Source organism: Thalassobacillus sp. CUG 92003 (assembly GCF_013618635.1).
GTDB lineage: Bacteria > Bacillota > Bacilli > Bacillales > Halobacillaceae > CUG-92003.
Map to the genome: position 1 here is coordinate 208,486 of NZ_JABLSJ010000007.1, position 7,874 is coordinate 216,359.

The window sequence follows — 7,874 nt, forward strand, 5'->3', positions numbered from 1 at the left end:
CAATCTACTTACTAAGATACTATAAATTTAAGCACACGTCATGGGAAAATCCATGTAGTTTAACACTAAATCTTCCTTAGCAGTAAATAAATGAAATAGGGAGCTCCAATCAAGGCTGCCATCACGCCCGCTGGTATGCCATCAGGTTCGACGAGATTGCGGCCGATCGTATCTGCCACCAATAAGAGCCACCCGCCGATCAGGATAGCAAGGGGAAGAAATAATTGGTGTCTCGGACCAATCAAGGCCTTAGCTAAGTGCGGCGCCATCAAACCGATAAAAGCAATACCGCCTGTGACCGAAACCGCAGAAGCTGCCAGCGCCACAGCGGCCAGAAGCAGGGTGAGACGCTCTTTCTCAATGGCGACACCGACGCCGATCGAAACAGCATCGCTCAAACCGAGGAGATTCAAACGGCTTGCCTTATACAAGGTAAAAGGAATGAGCAGAAGGAGCCACGGCAAAATCGCCAAAACAAACGGCCAGTCGGTCCCCCAAATGCTTCCTGCTAACCAATTGGCAATGAAATCCACCTTTTGACGTTCGGCAGAGGAAATAAGCACGACCATGACACCTGACAAGGCCATAGAAAAACCTACTCCGACAAGAATTAACCGGATCGGTTGCAAGCCGGTTGTCTTCTGATAGGAAAACAAATAAATGAAACATGCTGTAAGCAGTGCACCTAGAAAGGCGACTACCGGCAATACGTAAATGAAGGCCCCAGCTTCAGTAGGGAAGAATAAAAAGAAACATGCAATCGCCACCCCAGCACCAGTGTTAATTCCAATGATACCAGGGTCCGCGAGATCGTTTCGCGTTATCCCTTGTAAAATACTCCCTGAAACCGCTAAGGCCATCCCCGCTAAAAGCGTGATCGCAATCCGGGGTAGCCGGATGGAAAACAGGACAAATGATTCTTCAAACGTTCCTTGATTGAATAGCGTGGGCAGCAAACGATTATACGATAACGACGAGTAACCCAAGCCTAAACTAATGACCACAGTCAGGAAAATCAAACTAACGAAAACCAGCAGCAAAATACGTTGCTTTTTTATTAAGGCAGGATGGATCATGTCAGCTCTTTCCCTCCTTTCCGCACAATCAAAAGGAAGAAAGGTAAGCCCAATATGGAAACAATTGCGGCTACCGGCGTTTCATAAGGGGCGTTGATGGTGCGTCCTAATGTATCGGCCAATAACATGAAGGATGCTCCAAACACAGCGGACATCGGCAGGATATAACGATAATCAGTACCGACGAACGCCCGCACAATATGGGGAATCATCAAGCCAATGAAAGCTAAGTCCCCTACTAAGGCAACAGAAGCCCCAGCTAAGACAACCATAATAATGAACAATAAGGTTTTGATTCGTGTTATTTTCTGTCCTAAACCGACAGCTACTTCCTCATTCAAACTGAGAATGGTCAATTGGCGCGAAAGAAACAGTGACACAACAAGCCCGATCAAAATGAACGGCGTGATAGCTTGAATCTGACCCCAATTGGCCCCGATTAATCCCCCAGCTGTCCACATCGACACTTCCTTGGATATTTGAAAATATAAGCTGATACCTTCAGCGATCGCATATAAAAAAGCTGATACAGCGGCCCCAGCCAATACGATTCGAAAAGGAGAAAACCCTCCGCGTTTCATTGAACCGATACCAAATACCATAGCAGCGCCAATGGCAGCTCCGATAAAACAAGCAATCATAGTACCGAAGTAATTCACCCCAGGCATGAGCGCAAAAATCAACGCCAACGCCATATTGGCACCAGCCGTCAATCCGAGCAAACCAGGATCCGCTAAAGGGTTGCGCGTGATCCCTTGCATGATGGCACCAGACACTGAGAATGCTGCTCCAACTAACATAGCCGCCACCTCACGTGGCAACCGGATTTCGCGGATGATCGTGGTCCCTTTTGATTGTGCCCCTGAGGTAACCACGGCCCAAAGATCATCGATGCCTATATCAGCTGCACCAAGCACCATCGCTATGACAAACGACACGATGAGAATGAGCAGACCAATCGTAAATTTATATAAGAATGTTAAACGGTTTAGTTTTCCCATGCTTATCGCTTCTTTTCTTTAGGCTTTGTTTCACACTTTTTGAGAGATTAACTATTTCATTATAAATTCGAATTTAGGGGAGTAAAACGTGATTTTTTTGAGATGCTGCTTCGGTTCGTTACCGTATTAAGGAGAGGGGGGCTTTTGAAACAACTCGCTTTCCTGCGGGGAACCGGCAAGCCTCCTCGGTCGCGCCGCTCCCTGTGGGGTCTAGCCGAGCTCCTTTTCCCGCGGGAGTCTCGTCGTTTCAAAGCCCCCCATTTGATATAGAATTGAACGAACCTATGCTGAAGTAGAATACACCTTAATGTTGCTGTAAATTAATTCTCACGAATGAGGAGTTCTTGTCACACAAGAAGGTCTGTGAAATCATAAGGCGTCTCACCTGTGTACGGAACTGTCTTGCTTAGCAGCATATGTATTTTCCAAAATTGATGGTGATAATCAAAGCTTGACTCATAAGAAAAGGAATTCTGAAAGCAGAATCCCTTTTCAAATTAGCTCTTCACTGAATACACTTGCCTACCTCTACCCGTTATTCATTACCGAGAAATGCGTCTTTAAAGAATTTCAGTTGATACTCCAACGTAAGCGGATCGTTGAAATAGAATTCATGGAGATTGACTTCATAAACTTGATCGTTTTTCACGGCAGGAATGTTCTGATAGGTGTCCGTTTCCTGGAACGAATTATCCCCATCCTGACTGGTACTGAGCACTACATGATCACCAGCATATTCAGGCAGGACTTCAGCGGAAATGGTATAGTAGCCCGGCTCTAATGCCGTTTCTTTTACTTTTTCCGGCATCTTCAAGTCCATGGCCTGGTAGAGGATTTCCGTTCCGCGACCCCAGTTATTTCCATACACATAAAACTGTTTATCAAACTTTTCGATAACGGAGACAGTGGCGTCTTCTCCAATTTCAGCTTTGATCTTTTCGCCTGCTTCGTTCGTTCTAGTTTTGAAATCTTCGACCCATTGTTTCGCTTCTTCTTCTTTATTTAACAGCTTCCCTATCTCTTCGTGCTGGGTTAAATAATCCAGTTCCCCGTATGTATAGGTCACTGTTGGTGCAATTTCTTTCAACTTATCAATGTTTTTCGTACTGGCCAGTCCAATAATTAAATCGGGATCGAGTTCAATAATTTTTTCCAGGCTTTCAGCGGATACTTCTTCAACATCCTTTAATTCTTCGTCCCAGCGCGGATTCATTTTGGCCCAAGAATCAACCCCGACGAGATTAACATCCAACGACATGACATTCCCAGCGAAAGAGGATAGGACGACGACTCTTTCCGGATCAGCTGGAACTTCGACCGGCCCGTTTTCTGACTCATAGGTGAACGTTTCGGATTCATTGTTTTCTGCGGAGGCACTTTCTTCTCCCCCTCCAGTATCCTTTCCGCAAGCACTAATGAGCAGAACTACCGACAAGAGTAAGAAGGGTATTATTTTGTTGTTCATTACGATTTTCTCCTTTTAATAAGTTATAGGTTAGACACATTGGTTTTTGGGTGCGAGGGTCGCGCCCAATATCAGCATCTATTTGAAATACTTCTTTTAATACGTCACGCTGCATCACAGCCTCACAACTGCCGGCTTTTACAATTTCCCCGTCTTTCATGGCAATGATGTTATCAGCAAATCGGGCAGCCTGATTAAGGTCATGAAGAACCATGACAATCGTGCGTCCTTCTTCCTCATTCAGCCTCTGTAACAGCTCGAGTACTTCTAATTGATGGGCCATATCTAAATAGGTGGTCGGCTCATCAAGAAAAATCATTTCGGTTTCCTGGGCAAGTGACATGGCGATCCAGACGCGTTGCCGCTGTCCGCCGGAAAGGGCATCAACCGTTGAATACTTGAATTCCGTTATCCCGGTCACCTCAAGCGCCCAGTTGATCATATCATAATCCCGCTGGCTCAACCGGCCGAAGCCTTTTTGATAAGGAAAGCGTCCGTAAGAAACAAGTTCAGCTACCGTCAACCCCGCTGCACTGTCCGGGTTTTGCGGCAATAACGCCATCTTTTGGGCCAGCACTTTCGTATCTTCTTTCGATATACTTTTTCCATCAAGGGAGACAGACCCTGATTGATGGGAAATGATGCGTGTCATTGCCTTCAGTAACGTTGATTTGCCACAACCATTCGGCCCGATGATCGTCGTGATTTGTTTATCTGGAATTTGCAGGGACAAATCCTTAACGACTAAATGGTCACCGTAGCTGATATGCAGCTGTTCAGTTGATAGGCGATTCATCATGATACCCCCTATTTATTGAAATGTGAATGATATTGATAATGATTATCAGTTGCGATTACATGTGTAACTATATCCTCATTTTTTTATTTTGTCAACTGCTTTTTTGCATGAATCAGTTAATTCGAAATGGTGATTTGTCCTCTAATTGCTCTCTCCCGTTCAGTGATTCCGTGACGACAGAATGGGCTTTAATCTCCGTCGCTACAATAGAAAAGGTATAGTCGGAAGTCCAGTCGTACTCCTGTTTGATGGCTTCCGCAAAATGTTCTGCAGCTTCGTATGATCCAAATGTAAGTTCTTCTCCGCGTTTGAAAAACTCGATTTGTGTCTCATGTTTATCGCGTGCCAATAGTTTATAGTGCATCCTACTACCTCCTTAATGAATTAAAAAAAGCCGAAAAGGCACCATGTCCTCTTCGGCTTATGTCCGGCTCTATTGTCCAGCTCATTCCCGCCTTACACTTATTCAGGTTTGAGTATAAAAACGATATAACTCGTGTCTAAATTAAAGTCCCAATCGACAAAAATATCTTGAACAGGCACGCCTAATATGGTCTCGAACACTTTCGGATCCAGCAGCCGTTTTTCCAGCTGCCTTTTACTTAAATGAAGCTGTTGGCTGAATCCAGAGCGTATCAATTCCTGTTCAATTTTAACCAATATGCCTTCCCGTTTAACGACAAGTGTTCGCGCATTCAAATAGAGAGAATCTGTGCGCTCAGGTTGTTTCTCAGCTTCCTCACTTACTTTGATTATCTCGTCGTGAACGTCCTGCTTGTGAAGGTAATCTGCGAAAGGAGCAGGCTCTTCTTTTTCTTCTTCCGATTTAATGATTCCCATGATCAGACCCGAACGATTCGGGAGCGACCAATCGTAATACAAATCATCGACGATCAGGTTGGCTGTGACCCGAAGCGTAGCTTTAATATCAGGGAGCAGCTCCTGCATGAGAAGATCCCGCATCTCTTCCACTTTCATATAGTTTTTTTGTCCGACGAGCACACGCTCCATCGGGGCCAAAAAATTTCGCAGATAAATCGTAATAAAAGGATGTTCAATAGAGACGTATACCGACGACGGTCCCTTACCGAAGTTATCGCGAAACAATTTTCCGGTATAACTTGCTATTTCAGCTTGAATCGAATTTTTTTCCAATACGTCCACCTCCCGGTCATCTTCATTACCAATAGGTTTCCTCTAATGACGGGAATTCAAACTGTTTATCCCGACTCTTCCCCGTCCAAGCTGAATAACTCCTTTAACTTTTCACAAAAAAGGAGATTGATCATACAAACATTCATCAAGTCCTCCAGCTCGTCGTCATTTGCTCTTTTAAACTCCTCCACGCAATTTTGACAAATGTCAAGGCAGGACTGCAGAATGTCCTCTGCAATCGGAGATCCTGTGTTGACAATATCTTTAGCGTGGTTATACGCTTCAGCACTTTTTTTAACGAGGTGGACGCCTTTCAATACATTCGGAGATGGGTGTGTTGTGTGTGGTAGAGTGTCGTCATCGTTCATTGCAAGTATCCTCCTATTTTTTCCATTAAAAAAGCCAAAAAAGGCCCCTTGTCCTTTTTTGGCTTATGTCCGGCTTCATTGATCCGGGTCATTTCCACCAATGGTTATGTTGTGATACATAGTCAAATCTAGTTAAATATTATGTGAAGAAAGTTTTATGCCTTCCTTCCGTTACTGATTATAACGCATTTTCCATCGTAATAAAAGTCAAAACTCCAGCGGGATTATATCTATAAATGAATACATGGCTTTCAGTGAATGTGTCATTCATGAGTTTGCTCGTTTCTGACTCGTTCTCAACAACTTAAAAGAGGATGGGTATTTTTTACCAGCACCTCACAACATTTTCTTCTTTACACGCCCATTTTAGATATGAGAAAGTGTGAAAATGTGTTTAAAAAAGGAATGAAAATTCAAAGGAGAATCTAGTTTAACATTGTCTCATATCAACCAACGTACCTCTAAAATAGATTGGTCAGTCCTGCTCATCAGCGGCGGGTTATTAGTTGCATTTGTGATTGCAGCATTTATCAATATCGAGAGTGTCAAAACCTTCGTTAACGGCGGCTTCGCCTGGTCGTCTAAATTCTTCGGTGCCTTTTGGCAGGTTCTCATGTTATTACACTTTTTAGTGGCTTTATATATTGCTTTTTCGAAATACGGTCAAGTCCGTTTAGGTTTGCTTGAACGACCGGAAATAAGTACATTTAAATGGTTGTCCATTATTATGGCCACCTTGCTTGCTGGAGGCGGTGTGTTTTGGGCTGCTGCTGAACCGATGTATCATTTCATGACCGTCCCTCCGATGCATGAGGGTATTGATGCCAAAACAGAAGGCGCCATTATGCCCGCGTTAGCGCAAAGTTACATGCACTGGGGCTTTCTTGCCTGGGCTATCTTAGGGACATTGAGCGCCGTGGTCATGATGTATGGTCACTATCATAAAGGGATGCCCATGAAACCACGCACGCTCCTATACCCGATTTTCGGTGAGAAATTAAAAACAAGCTGGTTCGGCACGATGATCGATGCGTTCGCCATTATCGCAGTCGCAGCCGGGACGATTGGACCGATAGGCTTCCTGGGCTTACAAGCAAGCTATGGATTGTCTGCGCTATTTGGCATTCCGGATCAATTTCCAACGCAACTGGCTATTATCGTGGGACTCGTGGTAGTGACCACGATTTCAGCTGTCACAGGGCTGCACAAAGGCATCCAGCGCTTAAGTAACTTTAACGTATCGCTAGCTTTAGGCTTAATTCTATTTGTCCTCTTATTTGGTCCGGGCGGCTTTATCATTGATTCGTTCATTTCGTCATTTGGTTTTTATGTCGATCACTTTGTTGAAATGAGCTCTTTCCGTCAAGATACGTCCTGGCTGGGCAGCTGGACCGTTTTCTTTTGGGGCTGGTTCATTGGTTACGGGCCGATGATGGCGATTCTCGTCAGTCGCATTTCCCGTGGTCGAACGATTCGCCAGATGATACTGGCCATTGCCGTCATTGCCCCTCTTGTCACAACGTTCTGGTTCACCGTCGTCGGTGGTTCCGGCATCTTTTATGAACTGCAATCAGCAGGTTCGGTTTCGGAAGAACTCACAAGCGGCGGGATGCCTGCAGCGATGATCGCGATCACTGAACAGCTCCCGCTAGCGGGGATCATTTCACCGTTGTTCTTGTTGCTGACGATCGTGTTCGTCATTACAACCGGCGACTCTATGGCTTATACGATTGCCATGGCGGTCTCAGGTGAAGGCAATCCTAGGGTTTCTTTACGCATTTTCTGGGCCGTCCTCATGGGGTCCATCGCAGCGATCCTGCTTTACATTGGAAACGGTGGCATCGATGCCTTGCAAAACTTTATCGTCATTACGGCTGTGCCGGTTTCGATTCTGTTGCTGCCCATGCTGTGGCTTGCTCCAAAGGTGTCCAAACAACTGCTTCATGAACAAAAATAATAGAGATAGGGGGAGGTGGCTAACCTCCATCCCTCTCACACCACCGTACGTAC

At 45.0% G+C, this 7,874-nt stretch carries 8 protein-coding genes; 1 reads left to right on the forward strand and 7 read right to left on the reverse strand.

Going from position 1 to position 7,874, the window contains the following annotated elements; translation table 11 throughout:
• Positions 1-65: 65 nt before the first annotated feature.
• The 7 genes from HOP45_RS12780 to HOP45_RS12810 all read right to left on the reverse strand — a co-directional run bounded on the left by HOP45_RS12780 (position 66) and on the right by HOP45_RS12810 (position 5,864).
• Positions 66-1,076: a FecCD family ABC transporter permease gene (locus tag HOP45_RS12780; protein WP_181349677.1), complete on the reverse strand. Its 1,011-nt coding sequence runs from the start codon at positions 1,074-1,076 to the stop codon at positions 66-68.
• Entirely contained in the window at positions 1,073-2,077 is a 1,005-nt protein-coding gene (locus HOP45_RS12785; RefSeq protein ID WP_181349678.1) for a FecCD family ABC transporter permease, read from the reverse strand. Before HOP45_RS12785 ends, HOP45_RS12780 begins: the two co-directional genes overlap by 4 nt.
• 535 nt (positions 2,078-2,612) lie before the next feature.
• Positions 2,613-3,542: an iron-hydroxamate ABC transporter substrate-binding protein gene (locus HOP45_RS12790; RefSeq protein WP_181349679.1), complete on the reverse strand. Its 930-nt coding sequence runs from the start codon at positions 3,540-3,542 to the stop codon at positions 2,613-2,615.
• Complete coding sequence (locus tag HOP45_RS12795; RefSeq protein ID WP_181349680.1) at positions 3,490-4,338, reverse strand: ABC transporter ATP-binding protein; 849 nt, start codon at positions 4,336-4,338, stop codon at positions 3,490-3,492. The genes HOP45_RS12790 and HOP45_RS12795 overlap by 53 nt, the downstream gene beginning before the upstream one ends.
• 115 nt (positions 4,339-4,453) lie before the next feature.
• Complete coding sequence (locus HOP45_RS12800; RefSeq protein WP_181349681.1) at positions 4,454-4,705, reverse strand: hypothetical protein; 252 nt, start codon at positions 4,703-4,705, stop codon at positions 4,454-4,456.
• 98 nt (positions 4,706-4,803) lie between these two features.
• Positions 4,804-5,505, reverse strand: a complete 702-nt coding sequence (locus tag HOP45_RS12805; RefSeq protein ID WP_370458020.1) for a Na-translocating system protein MpsC family protein — start codon at positions 5,503-5,505, stop codon at positions 4,804-4,806.
• A 56-nt stretch (positions 5,506-5,561) separates the two neighbouring features.
• Complete coding sequence (locus HOP45_RS12810; protein WP_181349683.1) at positions 5,562-5,864, reverse strand: four-helix bundle copper-binding protein; 303 nt, start codon at positions 5,862-5,864, stop codon at positions 5,562-5,564.
• Positions 5,865-6,309: 445 nt separating this feature from the next.
• On the opposite strand from HOP45_RS12810, the gene HOP45_RS12815 reads away from it, so the two are divergent.
• Positions 6,310-7,821 carry a BCCT family transporter gene (locus tag HOP45_RS12815; RefSeq protein WP_181349699.1) on the forward strand — a complete coding sequence of 504 codons (1,512 nt, stop codon included), beginning with the start codon at positions 6,310-6,312 and terminating at the stop codon, positions 7,819-7,821.
• The last annotated feature ends 53 nt before the right edge of the window (positions 7,822-7,874 follow it).